A 17,869-nucleotide genomic window follows, 5' to 3' on the forward strand; every position below is an offset into this window, starting at 1 on the left:
TGGCCCGCCCACCATAGCGGGGAGAGCATTCATGTTCGTAGTTGGGGGCGAAAGCCTGATAGATCTGGTGAGCGCGCCACGGATGGAGGGCGAACCGATCTCGATGCAGGCGCATCAGGGCGGGTCTCCCTATAATTGCGCCATCGCCCTGGCCCGTCTTGGTAACGACACCGGATTCTTGTGTCCGATCTCGAAAGACGGGTTTGGCAGCTACCTGCTCGAGCCACTTGAATCGGCGGGGGTTCGCCCGCTCCTTGCGGAGCGCGTTGCGGCGCCAACGACGCTTGCGGTGGTGACGCTCGACGCGGCGGGTAAGGCGCAGTACGAATTCTATCGCGGCGCGGACAGGGCGCTGACCGCCGATACCGGCATTGCCGCCCTTCCAGCCAGCCCCGTCGCCTACCAGATCGGCGGGTTCTGCCCGATCGAAGCCGAAGACGCGATGGTCTGGCGCCAGGTCGTCGAGGCGGCGTTCGATCGTGGCGCCACGATTTCCTTCGATCCGAATGTGCGCCCGTCGCTGCTCAGCGATCCCGAAGGCTATCGCGAGCGGCTCTCGGATTTTCTCGACCTTGCACATATCATCAAGATCTCGGAAGAAGACCTGGCGTGGCTCGATGACTCGCGGAGCATCGAAGAGCACGCGCAGGCGCTGCTCCAGCGTCCCAATTGCCGGCTGGTGGTGGTCTCGCTCGGCGAAGAGGGCTCGCGCGCCTTCACCAGCGCCGGCAGCGTCAAGGCCGGCATCTACAGCCCGATGATCTTCAAGGACACGGTTGGTGCAGGCGACAGCCTTATGGCGGGCATTCTGTGCTGGCTCTCCGATAATGGCCGGCTTGGTGCTAACGAGATGTCAGCACTTGATGACGACGCGTTAACGCGGATGCTGCGGTTTGCGGCTGTCGTTGCTGGCCTCAACTGCGCCGAGGAAGGCTGCAATCCGCCGACGCGGGATCAGGTCGACGCAGTGCTCTCTGGCAAGTAGCCGTCACACCCTCGTTTGTGGACAGCCGCTATAGCGTCTGGTTAGCTTCATTAAAACGTGACCTGCGGAGGGCGCATGCGGGGGATTTTCATTGGCCTTGGAGCCATTGCCGCGATCGGGGGTGTCGCTGCGGGAGCATTGCTGTTCTGGCCAATTTCCGGGCCTGCGCGAAACCTTGATCTGACCGGAGACGCCGAGCGCGGCAGTTATCTGATCCGGGTCGGCGGCTGCGTTTCCTGCCATACCAATGGTGCCGATGGCGCCCTGCTTGCCGGCGGCGCACCGCTTGAGACGCAGTTCGGCACATTCGTCGCGCCCAACATCACGCCCGACGCCGAACACGGCATTGGCGCCTGGGATCTTGAAACCTTTGCCCGGGCGATGAGCGATGGCATCAGCCCGCAAGGCCACCTCTATCCGGTGTTTCCCTATGAGCATTATACGCTGATGCCGGATCAGGACATTGCCGATCTCTACGCAGCGCTGATGGAAATCGAGCCGGTGGCGGCGCCGGCCGGGGACAGCGAGGTGGCGTTCCCCTTCAACATGCGGCCACTTCTTGGTGCCTGGAAGACGCTGTTTTTCCGGCCCGAGCGGTTCACTGGCGATCAATCCGATCCGCTTGAGCGCGGGCGCTATCTTGCCTATGGACCCGCCCACTGCGTTGCCTGCCACACGCCGCGCAATGCGCTCGGCGCGCTCGAGTGGGATGCGGCCTTCACCGGCTCTCCGGGCGGTCCGGGTGGTCGCGCACCGGCCATCACGGCAGCGGCGCTGGCTGAAGACGGGTACGACGTGCCGACGCTTGTGCAGACCCTCAAGGATGGCTTCACGCCGGGCTTCGACGTCCTCGGCGGACCGATGGGCGAAGTGATCACAGAGGGCACCAGCCATTGGAGTGACGAGGATCTCGAGGCGCTGGCAGGCTATCTCCTGGCAGAGTGATCACGCTTCGGCGCGGATCGCATGCGCCTCGGCGAGCGTCATCTGTGTGTGCCGGCTCCACGCGGTGCTGGTTTCGGGGTAATCGGTGCGGAAATGGCCACCGCGGCTTTCGGTCCGCCGTAGCGCCGCCGCTGCCACCAGCGTTGCCGATGTCGTCATGTTGAGATAGGCCCGCGTTACCCGCACCGCATTGGCTTCGAGTTCGGCAATGCCACGCAGGGCCTGACGCAGGCCCTCGCCGCTGCGCTCGACGCCGACGAGATTGGTCATCATCGCGCGCAGGTCACGGACCGCCTCGAGGTTCCGCAACGTCTCCTCAGCCTTCTGGCCCTCTGCCTCGTTCCACTCTATGCCTTCGAACGGCTTGAGTGCGCGCACCGGCTCCAACCCGCCGATATCCTCGGCGATCCGTGCGCCATAAACAGTGGCCTCGAGCAGTGAGTTCGAGGCCAGCCGGTTGGCGCCGTGAAGACCGGTGCAACTCGCCTCGCCGCAGACCCATAGCCCCGGCAGGCTGGAGCGTCCCGTCTCATCGACCAGTACGCCCCCCATATGGAAATGCGCAGCCGGCGTGACCGGAATTGGGTCCTTGACCGGATCGATGCCGGCCTCATGGCAATAGGCGCTGACGGTCGGGAAGGCTGTGAGGATCTTTTCGCCGAGCACCTCGCGGGTATCGAGAAAGACGCGCCGGCCCGACTGGATCTGGCGGAAATTCGCACGCGCCACCACGTCGCGCGGGGCGAGCTCGGCATCCGGGTGGATCGCCGGCATGAACCTCTCGCCCTGATCATTGATCAGGATAGCGCCTTCGCCGCGCAGGGCTTCCGTTGCCAGTGGCGCCGGGTCGGCGCCGGTGAGAATGGCCGTGGGGTGGAACTGCACGAACTCCGGATCGCCAATCAGGGCGCCGGCGCGTGCAGCCATGCCCATGGCGTGGCCGCGCACGCTTGGCGGGTTCGTCGTGACGCCGTAAAGCCCGCCAAGACCGCCGGCAGCCAGAACAGTCGCGCGTGCTCGGATGAATACCGGCTCGGTATAGCGGTCGCCCAGCCTCCGGCAGAAAACACCGACGACGCGGCCATCGGCGCGGGCGAGATCGACGGCGGTTATCCCTTCGACAATACGGATGGACGGCGTCCGCCGGACCGCCGCGATAATCGCCTGCATGATCGCCCAGCCTGCCCGATCGCCAGCCACCTTGACGATGCGGTTGGCGGAGTGGGCGGCTTCACGGCCGAGCGCATAATTGCCGAAATCGTCCCGGTCGAACGGCGTGCCGAATTGCGCGAGATCGGCGATGCGTTCGGCGGCCTCGGCTGTCACGGATTCAGCGGTTCCGTGATCGACGATCCCGGCTCCCGCCATTTCGGTGTCGCGCGCATGGGCGCTCGAGCTGTCGCCGGCACCGACTGCTGCAGCCACCCCGCCTTGCGCCCATGCCGAGGACGCGCCTGCACCGAGCGGTTTGGGCGAAAGAACCGTCACAGGCCTCGGTGCGAGCTTGAGGGCGCAGAAGAGGCCGGCAAGCCCCGCGCCGACGATCAGTGCGCCGTCAGCATTCAGCGTGTTGTCGAAAATCGTCACGTGGCCTCCCAAATCCGGCCATACAGTCTTGTACGTACGCAAAAACGCGATACGGCTATTTCCGTAAGTGATGCGGAACGTCCATGGACCGGCTGGCGATCGATATCGGAAAAGTGGCCGTGGAAGAAGGTGGCCGGAATCTAATTGTGACGCTGGACGGCTTGGCGCAAACGACTTTGCCTCCGCTCCCTGATGACGCAATTGTCCTCTGCTTTGAGAAAATTGCCAAAGAAGTCTACTTCCGGGCCACCGCGCGAGCTCAGCTGGTACTTCATGCGGATCAGGATTTTCGTACGGTGCTGAGCCTCAGCGATGTTCAGCCTTTTGAATCTCGAATCTCCTATTCGAACTCGCTCTCCGACCACTGGCTTTTTCTCGAGGAAGCTGAGTTCGAAGACCTGTTGAAGCAAGGGCAAGCCGGCGCCGGGCGCGGTGGAGATAGAGAGGCCCCTACCGAATTCGTCACTGAGGTTGAAAGAGTCCCTCGTTCAGCCGCCGAACTCTATCGTTTCGTACTCTTGCGCAGCGGTGGGCATTGCGAGTTGTCGGGGAGCTCCCCGGCATCGCTAGTTTCGCGGGCTGCAACGGATGTCGAGTTCATTAAGCCAGGCCATTTTGGCGGCAAGGCTGAGATGGGCAATGCCCTGGCGCTCAGTGAAGCGGCGGCGCGGGCTTTCCGGTTCTTTCACCTGACGATTGGACCGGATTTCGAGATCATCGCAGATCATTCGGTGATCGATCCGGAGCTTGTCGAGCGGCTGAACCCTGACGGGCGCCTGAAGGTGCCGGAACACCTTCAGGCCGAGATCGGGCGATCTCTCGAGTGGCATCGCCGAAAGTTCTTCGAACAGAGGCAATAGCGTCCTTAGTTCGGCTTGCGGCTCATCTCGATCATCCGCTCGACAGCCTGTCGGGCCGGGGCGATAATGTCTTCAGGTACCGTGACTTCTTCCGTGCCCGTGTGGAGAGACCACAGGACGTTTTCGAGATTGATGCGCTTCATGTGCGGGCAGATGTTGCAACCGCGCAGGAAATCGACGCCTGTGGTCTCGCTTGCGACATTGTCGGACATCGAGCACTCGGTGACCATGACCACGCGCTGCGGCTTTTCTGTCTTGACCCAGTCGATCATCGCGGCAGTTGAACCTGCGAAATCTACGACATCGACAACCTCCGGCGGGCACTCGGGGTGGGCGATGATCTTCGCCGCCGGATAGGCATGGCGCAATTCCGCGATGTCCTCGGCGGTAAAGGTCTCATGAACCTCGCAGGCGCCGGCCCAGGTGATCACCTTCTTGTTGGTTTTCTTTGCAGTGTTCTGGGCCAGAAACTGATCAGGGATCATGATGACCGTGTCGCCATCAACCTTCTCAACAATATCGAGAGCGTTGGAGGAGGTGCAGCACACATCTGTAACTGCTTTCACCGCAGCCGAAGTGTTGACGTAAGTGACGACGGGAACGCCCGGATACATTTCGCGCATCGCCTCTACATCCTCGGCGGAAATCGACTCTGCCAGCGAGCAGCCGGCGCGGCTGTCGGGGATCAGCACGGTCTTTTGCGGATTGAGGATCTTCGAGGTCTCGGCCATGAAGTGAACGCCGCACTGAACGATCACTGATTGCTCAACCTTGGTGGCCTCAACCGCCAACTGCAAACTATCGCCAACCACGTCCGCGACGCCGTGAAAAATCTGCGGTGTCTGGTAGTTGTGCGCGAGGATGACGGCGTCCTTCTGCTTTTTCAGCCGGTTGATCTGCAGGATCAGCGGAGCATAGAACGACCATTCGACTTGCGGGATCTTGTCACGCACGCGCTCGTAGATGTCGGCCGTCTCGCGCTCGACCGCCTTCGAGTATTTTAGATCGAAGGTGTCCGCGAGGATGGCGCGGGCCTCCTTGAGGGGGGTCTGAGCATTGATAGTCTGGAGCATTGGCCGGCCTCCTTACGGCTAGGGCGCGCGCGTTACCTAGGCAGTTTCATGACGGTTTTCAATCGACGCCCTTGCCCTGATGCGCCGAAACTCCTAACCAGCATGGCAAACGCCAGCGTGGGGAATACGCATGCCGCAAGATGCCGAAGCCATCCGTTCCATACTCAGCCGTGCGCCAGTCGTGCCGGTGATCGTCCTCGATGAGGTCGAAAAGGCGCGCCCTCTTGCCGAAGCTCTGGTCGCCGGGGGGCTTCCGGTCCTAGAGGTGACTCTGAGGACCCCCAATGCATTCGCGGTGATCGAGGAGATGAAAAAGGTCGACGGGGCAATCGTTGGCTCGGGGACGGCGCGTACTGGGGAGCACCTCAAGCGCTCGGCAGATCTTGGGTGCGAGTTTGTCGTTTCGCCCGGCGCGCCGCCGCGTCTGTTGGAAGCGGCAGAGCATGCCAGCGTTCCGCTGTTGCCCGGCATCGGTACGCCGACGGAAGCCATGCAGGCCGCCGAATTCGGCTACAGCTTTCTCAAGTTCTTTCCAGCCGAGGCGCTCGGCGGGGCGCCGGTGCTCAAGGCGTTCGCATCGCCTTTGCCGGATATTACCTTCTGTCCCACAGGCGGGATCAGCGCCGCAAATGCCGAAGCCTATCTCTCCTTGAAAAACGTCATTTGCGTCGGCGGATCCTGGGTCATGCCGGCTGACGCCATTGCAGCGGGCGATTTCGACCAGGTGCGCGCGCTTGCCAGCGAAGCGGCAAAGCTCAAGCGCTGAGCCCGGCCAATGCGCGCTGTCCTTGTAGTTCTAGCGTGTCTGGCGTTTGTCGTGCCGGCGCATGCCGGGCGCGTAACGGTAGCGGTGGCGGCGAATTTTACCGAGACGGCTGAGGAACTGGCGGCGCTCTTCAGTGCCTCGACGGGGCATGAGGTCGATCTGAGCTTCGCCGCGACGGGTCAGCTCTATGCCCAGATCAGCCAGGGCGCGCCGTTCGATGTATTCTTGGCCGCGGACCAGGTGCGGGCGGAGCAGGCCATCGCTACCGGCCTTGCTGTTGAGGACAGCAGGTTCACCTATGCGCTTGGCCAGTTGGTGCTTTACAGCCCGGAGTTCGATCTTGGCAGTGGTGCTGAAGTGCTCAGCGGCGATTTCTCTCATCTTGCTATCGCCGATCCCGAGGCTGCGCCGTATGGCATGGCGGCGATCGAAACGCTCAAGGCGCTTGGTCTGGAAACCGAGATGCGCCCACGGCTTGTCTTCGGCGCCAGCGTGACGCAGGCGCTCCAGTTCGCTGAAAGTGGCAATGCTGAGCTGGCGTTCGTTGCGGCAAGCCAGGTGCGTGGCGCCGCCAATCGATGGGTAGTGCCGCAGGACCTTTACAGCCCGATTGCCCAGGATGCCGTGCTGCTCGACATCGGAGCAGACAATCCGGCAGCGCTCGCCTTCATTGATTTTCTCAAAGGTGAGACGGCAGTCCGGGTGATCGAGGATGCCGGTTATCGCGTGCCGTGACCGAGCTGCTTGCAGAGCTCTGGCCGCCGATCGCGCTGACGCTTGCTCTGTCTGCCGCGACGACGCTGTGTCTGCTCGTAATCGGTACGTGGCTGGCGCTTTGGTTGTCCGAGACCAGATGGAAGGGCCGGCACATTATTGGCGCGATCGTCGCGCTGCCGCTCGTGCTGCCGCCAACGGTTCTGGGATTCTACCTCCTGATCGCGCTCGGACCGAGCGGACCAGGTGGTATGCTGGCGGGCCTTTGGGGTGGGCGTACGCTGGCGTTTTCATTTCCGGGGCTACTGATCGGCTCGATCCTTTATTCGCTACCCTTTATGGTGCATCCGCTGCGGACGGCCTTTGAGGCGCTGCCGCGCGAACATGCGGAAGTTGCGTATCTTTTCGGCGCCAGCCGCTGGCAACGGTTCTGGTGGATCATCGTGCCGCTATCACGCTCTGGCTATCTGACCGGCCTCGTTCTCACCTTCGCGCATACTATTGGCGAGTTCGGGGTGGTCTTGATGATCGGCGGCAACATTCCCGGGCGCACCAAGGTGCTGTCGATTGCGATCTACGATTATGTCGAGCGGCTCGAATGGCAGAGCGCGCATATCGTCTCTCTCGGGCTCGTGGTCTTCGGGCTGGTGGCCGTCACCGCGATGTTGATGGTCGATCGCGGTGGAGCGCACCGCAATCTCTAGCCAAGCGGGCTTCAGCCCTTGCCGAGCATCTTCTTGGTGACCGACTGACGAGGCTTGTCGTAATCCGCCCATGGGTCTGCTTCAGCGGCGCGCGCCATTGCAGCATCGGGGTCGAAAACGTTCGCGGCCTTCAGATCATTCAGCTCGTCCCAGGCAATAGGCACCGCGACCGGTGCGCCCTCCCGCGAGCGAACGGAAAAGGGCGAGATGGCCGTCGAGCCGCGCTCGTTGCGCAGGTAATCGATAAAGATGCGGCCTTTTCGCTTGGCTTTCGACATGTTGGCAGTGAAGCGCTTGGGCTCCTCGGCCTCCATGCGGGCAGCGAATTGCTTGGCATAGGCTTTCACTTCGGGCCATTCCGTGCGCGCTGTGAGCGGCGCGATCACGTGGATGCCCTTGCCGCCCGTTACCATCGCGAAACTTTCCAGACCATCATCCTGCAAGCCTTGGCGAATATCACGCGCCGCGCTGCGCACATCCTCGAAGTCCAGCCCTTCATCAGGATCAATGTCGAAGATCAGGCGGTCCGGCTTTTCGATGCTGTCGATGCGTGAGCCCCAGATGTGCCATTCGAGAACGTTCATCTGGACCCCGGCGACGAGTCCGGCAAAGTCATCGAGATAGAAATACTGCTCGCGCTCACCGTCCTTTTCTTCGATCTCGACGGACTTGAGCTGTTTCGGAAAACCGCCGGTATCATGCTTTTGGAAGAAGCAGTACTTGGCTCGGCCTTGCGGGCACCTGAGCAGGCTCAGCGGACGGTTGGCGATATGCGGCAGCATGCGCTCTGCCACGGCCTCATAATACGCAACGAGGGCCGATTTTGTGAGACCCTGGTGCGGAAACACGACCCTGTCAGGGCTCGTCAGCCGCACGCCAGCCTTCTCGGCCGCATCGACGCCCGCGCCGGACTCGGCATGCGGCTTGTCGCCCGATGCAGGGCTATCGTCGGTCTTTTTGTTCTGCTCCCCGCCTGCCGCCTTTTCGATGACAACCTCTTTTGCCGGCTTGTCTTCGCGAAGCCCGAGGAAAGAGGGGTGGCGCAGATAGCCGTCCTCGGTGAATTCGGTGAAGCCGATTTCGCAGACGAGTTCGGGCGTTACCCATTTGGCGTTGCGGGCGATGGATTTCGGCACGTCATCGAATGGGCTGGTCTTGCGGTCGCGGGCATCGAGCTGCTTTTGCAGCTCGGCGGCGTCATCTTGGGAGAAGCCAGTGCCGACGCGCCCGCGATACCTAAGGCTCTCGCCGTCATATGTGCCGACCAGCAGGGACGCGAAGGTCTTCTTTCGGTTCGATGGGGACCAGCCCGCAATCACGAATTCCTGGCGGTGGACGCACTTGATCTTGAGCCATTTGCGATTGCGATCGCCGCGATAGGGCGCATCGAGCCGCTTTGCGATGATGCCTTCGTGGCCCTCACGGCAGACAGCATCAAAGACGCGCTGGCCATTGCCGGTGACGTGTTCTGAATATTGCAGCGGCGCATTCCGATCGATCGTGCCGAGCAATTCCTTGAGTCGGTCCTTGCGATCTTCGAGCGGTTTTTCGGTGAGGTCCTCACCATCGAGATGCAACAGATCGAACGCGAAGAGCACGAGGTCTCCACCGTTTGAGAGGTTGTTGCGCAGCGTTGCAAAATCTGTCCGGCCCTTATTGTCGAAGGCACAGATCTCGCCATCAATCAGCGCGGTCCCCTCCGTCAAATGCGAGAGCGGCTCGACCAAGCGCTTGAACGTGTCGGTCCAGTCCTTCCCGTTGCGCGTATATAAGGCCACCTGTCCGCCGGAAATTGCGGCGAGGCAACGATAGCCGTCATACTTCATCTCGAAAGCCCAGCCGTCACCGTCAGGCACGTCGTCGACCAGGGTTGCGAGTTGCGGCGACTGGTATTCAGGAAGCGCTCCCGCAGTCTTTCCCCGTGAGCCGGATTTGGCCTTGGGCTTCGACTTCGGCTTGTCCTTGCGATCGGCCTTCGAAGAGTCTGAGTGCCAGACGGCATCCTCGGGCAAATCGGTCTTCTTTTTTGCCTTTAGGCCCTTCGCGATCCCGTCGAAGTCGCGGCCAGTCGCGACGGAGCGGGTGAAACGCTCGGTCAGGGGGTTCTCGTCCTTGGCGTAATCATCGCGATGCTTGATCAGGAGCCAGTTCTCGCGCTTCGACTTGCCGGACTTGCTGTCACGACCCTTCATGTGGACGAGCACCCACTCGCCCTTCATGCGTTCGCCATGAATCCGCATCTTGAGATCGCCGTTCTTGAGGCCCTCGTGCGGATCGCCAATCGGCTCCCACGTGCCGCGGTCCCACAGCATTACGGTGCCGCCGCCGTACTCTTCTTTTGGAATGGTGCCCTCGAAAGCGCCGTAGTCGAGGGGGTGGTCTTCAACCCGCACGGCCAGTCTCTTGTCGCCTGGATTGTCCGAGGGACCCTTGGTGACGGCCCAGCTCTTGAGGACACCATCGAGCTCGATGCGAAAATCAAAGTGAAGTGTGGTCGCATCATGCTTTTGAACGACGAAGCTGTTGCCTGCGGTTTCATGGGACGCATCGCCGGACGGCTCGCTGCTTCTGGCGAAGTCGCGCTTTTCACGATAGGTCTTGAGAAGCGTGTCTGCCTTGCTGGCCATGATCAGCTTGCCTTCTTCCTCGTGGAGGATGACTTGCTTGTGCTGCTCGACTTGCCGGCAGACGAAGACTTTTTCGTGCTGCTCGAGGATTTACTGGTTTTGGTGCGGGCAGAGGGTTTTGCGCCCGAAGAGCCTTTGGAGTCGCTCGTTTTCGACTTGCTGTTCGTTGTCCTGGATTTGGCCGATGGCTTACTCGCGCTGCCGCCTTCAAGGCTCTGCTTGAGCGCTGACATGAGATCAACGACATTGTCGCCACTGGGCCGGGCCGGTTCGGCCTCGTCCTCGGTCGAGATCTTTTTGCCCTTAGATTTCAGCTTGCGCTGGATCAACTCGTGAAGGGCCGCCTGATAGTGGTTCTTGAAGGCGTCGGCTTCGAACGGCGCGGTCTTTTTCTCGATCAGGGCAGTGGCGACATCCAGCAGATCGTCCTCTGACTTCTTGTTCGAAATCTCGGAGAAAAATGGGTCGGCCTTGCGGATTTCTTCTTCGTAGTGGAGCGTTTCGAGCATCAACCCGGTGCCAGTCGGCTTGATCGCAACGAGGTATTCCTTGCCCCGAAGGGCCAGCTGCCCCAGCCCGACCTTCTCGGTTTTTCTCAAGGCATCGCGTACAACACGGAACGCGTCTTCCGCCAGTTCGTCACTCGGAACGACGAAATAGGGTTTGTCGAAATAGATGGGGTCGATCTCGCAGGCGCCAACAAACTGCGTCAACTCCAGCGTCTGCTTGGTCTCGAGCTTGACGGCATCGAGCTCATCGTCATCGAGCAGGACATAATCACCCTTTTGGTACTCATAACCCTTGATGATCTCGTCACGATCGACAGGCCCGACGCCCTCAACGACCTTTTCGTAGTGAATCGGTTTACCGGAAGGCTCATGAATCTGCCGGAAAGACGGCTTGGCGCTCGATTTTGTAGCCGAGTACAGCGCCACCGGGATCGAGACGAGAGAGAGGCGCAGCTGTCCTTTCCAGATTGGTCTCGATGCCATGGACGTCACCCCGCTTGTTTTACGCAACAGTGCCAAAAAACGCCGCAGTTCGAGGCTTTGTTCCCGTATGCAATTGCGCCACCCCGGGGGGCGACATAGATTGCACAAGGCGGGCATGAGGGGAGTGCGGGATCATGGATGTTTTTGGTGGCGCGGGTCTTGATGGCGGCAGCATCGCGCTGATCGTGCTCGGCATACTGGCGCTTCTGGCGCTGTTCGCCGGTATCAAGATCGTGCCGCAGGGGCATAATTTTACAGTCGAGCGTTTCGGCAAATACACCAAGACGCTGACACCGGGGCTAAACCTGATCGTTCCGTTTATCGATGCCGTGGGCAAGCGCATCAACATGATGGAGCAGGTGCTCGACGTTCCGCACCAGGAAGTCATTACCCGCGACAACGCCTCGGTGACGGCGAATGGCGTCACCTTCTACCAAGTGCTCGATGCCGCGGCAGCAGCCTACGAGGTCACCAATCTTGAGCTCGGTGTTCTCAACCTGACAATGACCAATATCCGATCGGTCATGGGCTCGATGGATCTCGACGAATTGCTGTCCAACCGGGACGAGATCAACACGCGGGTGTTGCGCGTGGTCGACTCCGCTGTCTCTCCGTGGGGCATCAAGATTACCCGTATCGAGATCAAGGACATCGATCCGCCCAAGGATCTGGTTGATTCGATGGGGCGGCAGATGAAGGCCGAGCGTGAGAAACGCGCGATGATCCTCGAAGCGGAAGGGCGCCGGCAATCGGCGATCCTGCAGGCCGAAGGTGAAAAACAGGCTCAGGTGCTTGAGGCGGAAGGCCGGCGTGAAGCGGCGTTCCGTGACGCCGAAGCACGAGAACGCCAGGCTGAAGCCGAAGCCAAGGCGACGCAAATGGTCAGCGAGGCAATCGCCGCCGGCGACGTGCAGGCGATCAACTACTTCGTGGCCAACAATTACATCAAGGCGCTCGAAGCGTTGTCGCAGTCGCCGAACCAGAAGGTGCTGATGCTTCCAGTCGAAGCGGCCAGCGTGATCGGCTCGATCGGCGGCATTGCAGAGATTGCGCGCGAAGCCTTTGGCGAGGATGTGCCGAAGGCACGCAATCGCCAGGGGCGTCCGCCAAGCTCGAGCTAGGAGGCGTCGATGGTGCTCATAGACTGGATTGCAAGCTTTGGAGCCTGGGCGTGGATCATTGCGGGGCTGGTGCTGCTGGCGCTTGAGCTGGTGGTGCCGGGCGGCGTTCTCGTCTGGATGGGCATTGCTGGCATCATCACCGGTCTCGCCGCTATGGTGCAGCCGCTTTCATGGCCGTTGCAATGGGGACTGTTCGGCGTCCTCTCCGTCGTCGCGATTATCACCTGGCTCAGGTTCTCAGGTTCGCGCCCGCAGATCACGGATCGACCGCATCTCAACCGTCGTGCTGAAACGCTTGTCGGGCGAGAAGCTGTACTGGTCGAGCCGATCGCCGGCGGATTCGGGCGCGTCCCGCTAAACGACACCGTGTGGCGCGTCGCAGGACCGGATCTTGATGCCGGCACCAGGGTGCGGGTGATCGGCGCGACGGGGGCGGTTCTATCGGTCGAGCCGGTGGTTCAGGGTGAAAGACCCGTGGGCACGGGCGGTGCTTCCTGAAGTAGCGTGATCTTCACGCGTTCATTGGCGGCGAGGTAAGGGTCGTTCGGAAAGAACGGTTCGCCATTGGCACGCCCCACCACCGAGTGCATTCTCTCGGATGCCAAGCCAAATTCACCGAGAATCTGGCGCACCGTGTTGGCGCGGTCGGTTGAAAGCTCCCATGCGCCATAGCGCGGATTGGAGAACGTCGAACCGGCTGCAGTATGTCCCGAGATGCGCACCTGATTCGGCAATTGCTGCAGGATCGGTGCGATCGCGGCGATGGCCTTGCGGGTTACCTCGAACGGGTATTTCGAGCCCTCTGGAAACATGGGGCGGCCTTGCTGGTCGGCAATAACGATGTCGAGGCCTTCTTCGGTTTCCTCGACAATAAGATTGTCCGCAACCTGGGTGAGGTCCGGCATATCCTGCCATGCCTGGCGGATCGAGGCCGCCGCCAGCGCAAAGGACCTGTCCTGCTCGATGGTATTTTCCTGGCGTTGCGTCTGCATCGCCGGACCCTGAACCGTATCCTTGAGGTGCTCTTCGGCGAAGGCCTGATCGCGATCGGGGTCAGGACGCTGCTCGGTCGGCTGCTTGAGGAATTCGCGCTGGGGGTTGCCCTGTTGCTCGATGACACCGGCGGGTTTGCGGATCTGGGTTGTGCCGAAAGCGTCGCGCATCGACCCCGCGACAACTTGCAGCCGTGCCTCATCCTGAATCGAAAAGGAGATGATCAGCACGAAAAAGCAGACGAGAATGGACATGAGGTCGGAAAATGTGACCAGCCATTCCGGGATCTCGCCACCGCTTTTTTCCTTCTTGCGGGCCATTTTGCTAGGCCGCTTCTTCCAGCATGCTCTTGTGCTGGTTTTCAGGCAGGTATGCCACAAGCTTTTCGCGGATCAGAGCGGGGCTTAGCCCTTCGCGCACGGAGACGACTCCGTCGATGATCAGGGTCTGGTTGACCTCCTCGACGTCGAGCTTTGCGTTGAGCTTATCGGACATGGGCAGGCAAACGAGGTTGGCGAGGACGGCGCCGTAGAGCGTCGTCAAGAGCGCGACGGCCATGGCCGGACCGATGGCCGAAGGATCTTCCATGTTGCCAAGCATCTGCACGAGACCAACGAGCGTACCGATCATCCCGAAGGCGGGTGCGGCGTCGCCGAGCGATTTGAAGACGCGCTGACCCTCTGAGAGGCGTGACAGGTATTGGTCTCGCGCCAGCTCCATCGAGCCGCGGATATATTGCGGATCGTAGCCGTCCGCGATGTGCTGAGCCCCCTTGGACAGATTGTCGTCGCCCGCTTCGAAGCCCTCAAGTCCCAGCGGACCAGAACGGCGGACGATCTCGCCCATCTCGGTGATCTTCTGGACGAGTTCGCGCGGCTCCACCTTCTTGTGCGTGAAGGCGACCTTCGCTCCGGTCAAGAACGCCCGGCCGATGCCGGCGAGTGGAAACCTGATCAGGGTTGCAGCAAGACCGCCGCCGACCACGATCAGGATCGATGGCATGTCGACAAATGCGCTGAACGATCCGCCCAACAAGATGGCGAAGGCGATAACGCCGGCGCCCACCAAAATGCCGATGATCGTCGCGAGATCCATGAACCTGTCCGAGAAGTATCTAGAGCCACACGCTCGGGAACGAGTTTAGGGGGGGATCCCTAACCACCCCTTAAGTTCACGCAGCACGGCATGGCGCGTTTCTGCGCAATACCGAAAATTAACCATGCCCGCGCACACTCGCACTCATGAGCGGAGAGCGTGCAGTGCAGCGGCGCAGCTTGCGTGTTGGTGGATTGATGATTGGGCTGGTGCTGGTGGGCGCCGGCCATGTTGCGTCTGCGGTGGCTGCCGATGCCCGCCTCGAGCCAGATATTCGGCTGGAGCCGGGTCTGTTGCCGCTTGCGCCGGGATCAGCGACCGAGCCGACCCATCCTCCGGTCGAAATCGATTGGTCGACCTCGCTGCGCGGGAGCTACATCAAGGACCGTGACGGTGAACGCTTCGAGCTTCAGGCGGTCCCGCGCGGAACGCTCGATTACCAAGGGCGGCGTGGCACGCTTTCGGCCTCAGGAGAGGTCACGATAACTCGACAAGAGCATGAAGATCCGCAGATCGGCGCATTCGATATCGGCATCAGCGGCGCCTACGCACTTGCGGATCAGACGAGCGCCGAGGGCGCGGCAAGCTTCACCATGACCAACCCCGAGGCTACGATCCGCGATATCGCCGATACTACCGCTGATCCGGCCGATACCATTTCCGGCACTGTCTTGGGTAGCGTGACCCGGCAGTTCGGCAAGCTTTCGGTTTCAGCGGAAGGCGGCGCCGAGCGCACAGTCTACGGCGAGACGCGGCTGGCGGATGGAACGAACGAGCTCAATGGCGACCGCAACTTGTGGAGCGTCGAAGGCGGGTTGCGGGTGAGTTACGCGCTGACACCGATCCTTGATGTGTTTGCACGCGGCGGGGCTAACCGGGATTACTTCGACCACCCACGGCCGGAAAACGGGCAGTTCGCCAACGCGACGGGAACAAGCTTCAGCGTGGGTGTGCTTGGCAACTGGGATGGCTGGATGCAAGCCGAAGCGTCCGTCGGTTACGGCAAGCGTAATTTCGACGCGATCGCCTTCGAAGACGCGGAATCGCTGCTGTACTCGGCGCGTCTGACATTCAACCCGTATGAGCCCCTGACATTCAGCGCTGGTGTGGACAACAGCTTCGGTCTGCCGACCAGCGATTCTGATGCGACCAGCACCGTGACCACCAACGCCTATGCCGACCTCACTTACACGGCCAATTCGTGGCTGCGATTGCGCGCCGCGGCCGACGTTTACCGCACACGGACCATGGCGGAAGACGAGACAGAAAAAGGCTACGGTTATGGTGTGGGGGCAGATTACCTGCTGAATACCCACACGCAGCTGACGGCAGATTATGGTTATGCGCGAGCCGAAACCGCAGGCGAGCCTGCCGAAGATCGCCACAGGGTGACCTTCGGCGTGACACTCGCCCGCTAGGCAGGGCGCGGCTCAGGTAATTTCGCGACCGACCCCGAGTTCGTGCAGTTCCGCGAGAAAGCCGTCGCGAATGTCGTCGCGATCGAGCGCGTAGACGACATTGGCGGTGAGAAAGCCGATCTTCGAACCGCAGTCGAACGACTGGCCCTCGTATTTCACGCCATGGAATTTCTGCTGGCTCATCAGCGTCTGCATGGCGTCGGTGATCTGGATCTCGCCGCCCGCACCGGTGGTTTGTTCTGCCAGGAGATTGAATATCTCAGGCTGCAGGATGTAGCGCCCTGAAATGATTAGGTTCGAGGGCGCTTCCTCGGGCTTCGGCTTTTCGACCATGCCGGTAACTTCGAAGCCGTTGTCCGGTCCTTCGCCCCGCGCGATGACGCCGTAGGACCCCACCGTTTCATGCGGCACTTCCTCGACGGCGATGATATTGCCGCCGGTTTCCTCATAGGCCTCCATCATCTGCTTGAGGACGCCCTTTTCGCCCTTGAACAGCATGTCAGGAAGAAGCAGGGCAAAGGGGCGATCACCAACGAGATCGCGCGCGCACCATACGGCATGGCCCAATCCGAGCGGTTCCTGCTGACGGGTAAAGCTGGTGTGACCGGCCGAGGGCAGATCTTTTTGCAGTTCGCGCAGGGCATCGTTCTTGCCGCGCGCTTCGAGCGTCTTTTCGAGTTCGAACTGGCGGTCGAAATGGTCCTCGATGACGCCCTTGTTGCGCCCGGTGACGAACACCAGATGCTCGATGCCGGCTTCTCGCGCCTCATCCACCGCGTACTGGATCAGCGGACGGTCAACCACTGTCAGCATTTCCTTTGGCATGGCTTTCGTGGCAGGCAAAAATCTCGTGCCGAGGCCTGCGACGGGAAAGACTGCGGTACGGACGCGTTTATGCACCAGCTTACTCCAGGTTAATGAGCTAGAATCGTAAAGGTATTGCAAGACCTGACCCATACCATGCGGCCAAAGGAAGCCGGCAAGATTCGAGAGGCAGGTTCATGGCGGTATTGGTCACTGGCGGAGCCGGATATATCGGCAGCCATATGGTGCTGAGACTGGCGGATGCGGGTGAGGACGTCGTGGTTCTCGACAGCCTCGTCACCGGGTTTGACTGGGCGATCGACCATCGTGCACGGTTCGTGCAAGGCGCAGCCGGCGATATGGAACTCGTCTCTCGCATAATCGCAGAACACGGCATCACAGAAATCGTTCACTTCGCCGGCTCCATCGTCGTTCCGGAATCTGTCGCCGATCCGCTCAAATATTACGCCAACAATACGTCGACCTCGCGCAATCTCATAGAGGCGGCTGTGAAAGGCGGGGTGAAACACTTCATTTTCTCCTCGACCGCCGCCGTATACGGCATGACCGGGCTTGCGCCGGTGGTCGAAGAAACCCCGCTCAATCCGATGTCGCCTTATGGCCGCTCCAAGCTGATGACGGAAATGATGCTGGCGGATACCGCCGCGGCTCATCCGCTGACCTATGGTGTGTTGCGCTATTTCAATGTCGCCGGCGGTGATCCGCAAAAGCGATCCGGCCAGTCGACGCCGCAGGCAACGCACCTGATCAAGGTCGCGTGCCAAGCCGCTCTCGGCCAGAGGGAAAAGGTCGAAATTTTCGGTACGGATTACGAAACGCCAGACGGCACCGGGGTTCGCGACTATATTCACGTCACCGATCTGATCGAGGCGCATGCGCTTTTGCTCGAGAAGTTGCGGCAAGGCTCTCACAGCCTGACGCTCAACTGCGCTTATGGGCGCGGATATTCCGTGCGCGAGGTGATCGATACGGTCAAATCGGTCTCGGGTGTCGATTTTCGCGTCGACGAGGCGCCGCGCCGTGCTGGCGATCCAGCCTCGATCACCGCGACCGGCGAAAAAGTGCGTGATGAACTGGGCTGGACACCGAGCCACGATGATCTGGTCGAAATGGTCCGCACGGCCTATGAGTGGGAAAGCCATTTGATGCGCCGAAATCGTTAGG

Annotated in this window: 17 protein-coding genes; 10 read left to right on the plus strand and 7 right to left on the minus strand. The window is 61.0% G+C overall.

Features of this window, described 5'->3' with window-relative positions:
- The first annotated feature begins 31 nt into the window (after positions 1–31).
- Both IE127_RS11715 and IE127_RS11720 read left to right on the plus strand, forming a co-directional pair.
- Positions 32–985 (plus strand): carbohydrate kinase family protein, encoded by a 954-nt coding sequence (locus IE127_RS11715; RefSeq protein ID WP_189425846.1) that lies wholly within the window; start codon positions 32–34, stop codon positions 983–985.
- A gap of 75 nt (positions 986–1,060) precedes the next feature.
- On the plus strand, positions 1,061–1,930 hold the full coding sequence (locus IE127_RS11720; protein WP_189425847.1) for a c-type cytochrome: 870 nt from the start codon (positions 1,061–1,063) through the stop codon (positions 1,928–1,930).
- Here the strand turns inward: IE127_RS11720 and IE127_RS11725 are convergent, their stop codons facing one another.
- Positions 1,931–3,517 (minus strand): L-aspartate oxidase, encoded by a 1,587-nt coding sequence (locus IE127_RS11725; RefSeq protein WP_189425848.1) that lies wholly within the window; start codon positions 3,515–3,517, stop codon positions 1,931–1,933.
- A gap of 83 nt (positions 3,518–3,600) precedes the next feature.
- On the opposite strand from IE127_RS11725, the gene IE127_RS11730 reads away from it, so the two are divergent.
- Positions 3,601–4,377 carry a hypothetical protein gene (locus IE127_RS11730; RefSeq protein ID WP_189425849.1) on the plus strand — a complete coding sequence of 259 codons (777 nt, stop codon included), beginning with the start codon at positions 3,601–3,603 and terminating at the stop codon, positions 4,375–4,377.
- Between the two features lie 5 nt (positions 4,378–4,382).
- Here the strand turns inward: IE127_RS11730 and nadA are convergent, their stop codons facing one another.
- Positions 4,383–5,450 carry a quinolinate synthase NadA gene (nadA, locus tag IE127_RS11735; RefSeq protein ID WP_189425850.1) on the minus strand — a complete coding sequence of 356 codons (1,068 nt, stop codon included), beginning with the start codon at positions 5,448–5,450 and terminating at the stop codon, positions 4,383–4,385.
- Positions 5,451–5,580: 130 nt separating this feature from the next.
- On the opposite strand from nadA, the gene eda reads away from it, so the two are divergent.
- Genes eda through modB form a run of 3 tightly spaced genes read left to right on the plus strand, consistent with a single transcriptional unit; the run spans position 5,581 to position 7,634 of the window.
- Positions 5,581–6,216 carry a bifunctional 4-hydroxy-2-oxoglutarate aldolase/2-dehydro-3-deoxy-phosphogluconate aldolase gene (gene eda / locus IE127_RS11740; RefSeq protein WP_189425851.1) on the plus strand — a complete coding sequence of 212 codons (636 nt, stop codon included), beginning with the start codon at positions 5,581–5,583 and terminating at the stop codon, positions 6,214–6,216.
- A 9-nt stretch (positions 6,217–6,225) separates the two neighbouring features.
- Positions 6,226–6,951, plus strand: coding sequence for a molybdate ABC transporter substrate-binding protein (gene modA, locus IE127_RS11745; protein ID WP_189425852.1), 726 nt, complete (start codon positions 6,226–6,228; stop codon positions 6,949–6,951).
- Positions 6,948–7,634, plus strand: a complete 687-nt coding sequence (gene modB, locus IE127_RS11750) for a molybdate ABC transporter permease subunit (RefSeq protein ID WP_373297311.1) — start codon at positions 6,948–6,950, stop codon at positions 7,632–7,634. The genes modA and modB overlap by 4 nt, the downstream gene beginning before the upstream one ends.
- An 11-nt stretch (positions 7,635–7,645) precedes the next feature.
- Here the strand turns inward: modB and ligD are convergent, their stop codons facing one another.
- Together ligD and ku are read right to left on the minus strand one after the other, a co-directional pair.
- Positions 7,646–10,261, minus strand: coding sequence for a DNA ligase D (gene ligD, locus IE127_RS11755; protein WP_189425853.1), 2,616 nt, complete (start codon positions 10,259–10,261; stop codon positions 7,646–7,648).
- Between the two features lie 2 nt (positions 10,262–10,263).
- Positions 10,264–11,253, minus strand: coding sequence for a non-homologous end joining protein Ku (gene ku / locus IE127_RS11760; RefSeq protein WP_189425854.1), 990 nt, complete (start codon positions 11,251–11,253; stop codon positions 10,264–10,266).
- Between the two features lie 134 nt (positions 11,254–11,387).
- On the opposite strand from ku, the gene IE127_RS11765 reads away from it, so the two are divergent.
- Both IE127_RS11765 and IE127_RS11770 read left to right on the plus strand, forming a co-directional pair.
- Complete coding sequence (locus IE127_RS11765) at positions 11,388–12,374, plus strand: SPFH domain-containing protein (RefSeq protein ID WP_189425855.1); 987 nt, start codon at positions 11,388–11,390, stop codon at positions 12,372–12,374.
- Positions 12,375–12,383: 9 nt separating this feature from the next.
- On the plus strand, positions 12,384–12,872 hold the full coding sequence (locus tag IE127_RS11770) for an NfeD family protein (RefSeq protein ID WP_189425856.1): 489 nt from the start codon (positions 12,384–12,386) through the stop codon (positions 12,870–12,872).
- On the opposite strand, the gene IE127_RS11775 is transcribed toward IE127_RS11770, so the two are convergent.
- On the minus strand, positions 12,833–13,687 hold the full coding sequence (locus IE127_RS11775) for an OmpA/MotB family protein (protein WP_189425857.1): 855 nt from the start codon (positions 13,685–13,687) through the stop codon (positions 12,833–12,835). The genes IE127_RS11770 and IE127_RS11775 overlap by 40 nt on opposite strands.
- 4 nt (positions 13,688–13,691) lie before the next feature.
- A complete protein-coding gene (locus IE127_RS11780; protein WP_189425858.1) occupies positions 13,692–14,462 on the minus strand; it encodes a motility protein A in 771 nt (256 codons plus the stop codon).
- Between the two features lie 164 nt (positions 14,463–14,626).
- Between IE127_RS11780 and IE127_RS11785 the strand changes: the two genes are divergently transcribed.
- On the plus strand, positions 14,627–15,880 hold the full coding sequence (locus tag IE127_RS11785; protein WP_189425859.1) for an outer membrane beta-barrel protein: 1,254 nt from the start codon (positions 14,627–14,629) through the stop codon (positions 15,878–15,880).
- Positions 15,881–15,892: 12 nt separating this feature from the next.
- Here IE127_RS11785 and galU read toward each other — a convergent pair whose 3' ends face one another.
- Positions 15,893–16,780: a UTP--glucose-1-phosphate uridylyltransferase GalU gene (gene galU / locus IE127_RS11790; RefSeq protein WP_189425860.1), complete on the minus strand. Its 888-nt coding sequence runs from the start codon at positions 16,778–16,780 to the stop codon at positions 15,893–15,895.
- Positions 16,781–16,881: 101 nt separating this feature from the next.
- Between galU and galE the strand changes: the two genes are divergently transcribed.
- Positions 16,882–17,868: a UDP-glucose 4-epimerase GalE gene (galE, locus tag IE127_RS11795; RefSeq protein ID WP_189425861.1), complete on the plus strand. Its 987-nt coding sequence runs from the start codon at positions 16,882–16,884 to the stop codon at positions 17,866–17,868.
- Position 17,869: the final 1 nt, after the last annotated feature.

The organism is Devosia pacifica (genome assembly GCF_014652635.1).
Taxonomy (GTDB): domain Bacteria; phylum Pseudomonadota; class Alphaproteobacteria; order Rhizobiales; family Devosiaceae; genus Devosia; species Devosia pacifica.

What these genes read in the sequence shown, in the direction of transcription:
- IE127_RS11775 (WP_189425857.1), bottom strand. Translation starts at nt 13,687, where the DNA reads ATGGCCCGCAAGAAGGAAAAAAGCGGTGGCGAGATCCCGGAATGGCTG.
- ligD (WP_189425853.1), bottom strand. Translation starts at nt 10,261, where the DNA reads ATGGCCAGCAAGGCAGACACGCTTCTCAAGACCTATCGTGAAAAGCGC.
- modA (WP_189425852.1), top strand. Translation starts at nt 6,226, where the DNA reads ATGCGCGCTGTCCTTGTAGTTCTAGCGTGTCTGGCGTTTGTCGTGCCG.
- IE127_RS11730 (WP_189425849.1), top strand. Translation starts at nt 3,601, where the DNA reads ATGGACCGGCTGGCGATCGATATCGGAAAAGTGGCCGTGGAAGAAGGT.
- IE127_RS11780 (WP_189425858.1), bottom strand. Translation starts at nt 14,462, where the DNA reads ATGGATCTCGCGACGATCATCGGCATTTTGGTGGGCGCCGGCGTTATC.
- IE127_RS11770 (WP_189425856.1), top strand. Translation starts at nt 12,384, where the DNA reads ATGGTGCTCATAGACTGGATTGCAAGCTTTGGAGCCTGGGCGTGGATC.
- nadA (WP_189425850.1), bottom strand. Translation starts at nt 5,450, where the DNA reads ATGCTCCAGACTATCAATGCTCAGACCCCCCTCAAGGAGGCCCGCGCC.
- IE127_RS11715 (WP_189425846.1), top strand. Translation starts at nt 32, where the DNA reads ATGTTCGTAGTTGGGGGCGAAAGCCTGATAGATCTGGTGAGCGCGCCA.
- eda (WP_189425851.1), top strand. Translation starts at nt 5,581, where the DNA reads ATGCCGCAAGATGCCGAAGCCATCCGTTCCATACTCAGCCGTGCGCCA.
- IE127_RS11720 (WP_189425847.1), top strand. Translation starts at nt 1,061, where the DNA reads ATGCGGGGGATTTTCATTGGCCTTGGAGCCATTGCCGCGATCGGGGGT.
- galE (WP_189425861.1), top strand. Translation starts at nt 16,882, where the DNA reads ATGGCGGTATTGGTCACTGGCGGAGCCGGATATATCGGCAGCCATATG.
- IE127_RS11765 (WP_189425855.1), top strand. Translation starts at nt 11,388, where the DNA reads ATGGATGTTTTTGGTGGCGCGGGTCTTGATGGCGGCAGCATCGCGCTG.
- ku (WP_189425854.1), bottom strand. Translation starts at nt 11,253, where the DNA reads ATGGCATCGAGACCAATCTGGAAAGGACAGCTGCGCCTCTCTCTCGTC.